We start from the raw sequence: 1,412 nt of genomic DNA, 5'->3' as shown, positions 1-1,412 counted from the left end.
AATTGTTAGACACCGTCTAACAATTGGAGGTGCAGTTTTTCTATGGTTAAATTTACAGCTGATGAAAAAATACACATCGTTCAACGTTATTTGAACGGAAATGAAAGTTACCGAGAAATTAGTAAAGCGGTTGGTATAAGAGACACCGTAATTTTGAATTGGGTAAACCAATATAAACAAAATGGTGTGGAAGCTTTTCTAAAACGGTATACAAATTACACGCAACAATTTAAACTAGACGTACTAAATTTTATGATTGAAAACGGTACGTCCTTATTTGAAACGGCAGCTATTTTTAATATTCCTGCCCCTTCAACGATTATTGTTTGGAAAAAACAATTCGAAACACAAGGAATCGCTGCCCTTCAATCAAAGAAAAAGGGGCGTCCATCCATGGAAAAAGATTCAAATAAACAATCAAAACAAACACCAGTTGAAGGTTCAGTCGAAGCACTTGAAGCACGTATTCAACAGCTTGAAATGGAAAATGAGTACTTAAAAAAGTTGAATGCCTTAGTTCAAAACAAGGAAAAATCACGAAACAGGACAAAGCACAAGTAGTCTATAAATTAAGGCATAAATATTCGGTGAAAGCACTTGTAGAGCTAGCTAACATTCCACGAAGCACGTATTATGATTTAGTAAAGAAAATGAATCGTCCGGATTTAGATGCCGATTTGAAAGCTGAAATTAAAGCGATTTATGAGGAGAATGAAGGCCGTTATGGCTACCGTCGCATTCGTGATGAGTTAACGAATCGTGGTCAAAAAGTGAATCACAAGAAGGTTCAACGCATTATGAAAGAGCTTGGATTAAAGTGTGTTGTGCGTATGAAAAAATATAAGTCTTATAAGGGGAAAGTTGGTAAAACTGCACCCAATATTTTAGCGCGCAATTTTCATGCAGATGCACCGAATCAAAAATGGGTAACAGACATCACAGAGTTTAAATTGTTTGGAGAGAAACTGTATATATCACCTGTATTAGACTTGTGTAATGGTGAGATTATTACCTATACAATTGGCTCTAGACCGACGTATTCACTTGTTTCAGAAATGTTAGAGACAGCATTAGAACGTTTACCGGAAAATCACCAACTATTGATGCATTCAGATCAAGGGTGGCATTATCAAATGAAACAATATGCCCGGACACTTGAATCAAGAGGTATTGTGCAGAGTATGTCTCGAAAAGGAAACTGTTATGACAACGCAGTAATGGAGAATTTCTTCGGGATCATGAAGTCGGAATTCCTCTACATAAAAGAGTTTGAAAGTGTAGATCATTTTAAAATAGAATTAGAAAAATATGTAGATTATTCTAATACGAAATGGATAAAGGCAAAATTAAAAATGAGCCCGGTGCAATACCGGACTCATTTGGATCAAGCTGCCTAATGAAATAACCGTGTC

1 protein-coding gene is annotated in these 1,412 nt (G+C 36.0%); it reads left to right on the top strand.

Translation table 11 applies throughout. The features are described from left to right. Positions 1–42 precede the first annotated feature (42 nt). A protein-coding gene (locus tag DPQ31_RS29075) for an IS3 family transposase (protein WP_208731451.1) occupies positions 43–1,397 on the top strand; the annotation gives its coding sequence in 2 pieces (ribosomal slippage) (positions 43–496 and positions 496–1,397; 1,356 coding nt in all). Positions 1,398–1,412: the final 15 nt, after the last annotated feature.

Origin of the sequence: Bacillus sp. COPE52, from assembly GCF_003355115.1 — a bacterium.
In the GTDB taxonomy this organism is placed as follows: domain Bacteria; phylum Bacillota; class Bacilli; order Bacillales; family Bacillaceae_G; genus Bacillus_A; species Bacillus_A toyonensis.
Note: the sequence above shows the minus strand (reverse complement) of the source record. Positions and strands in the feature narration are given on the sequence as shown.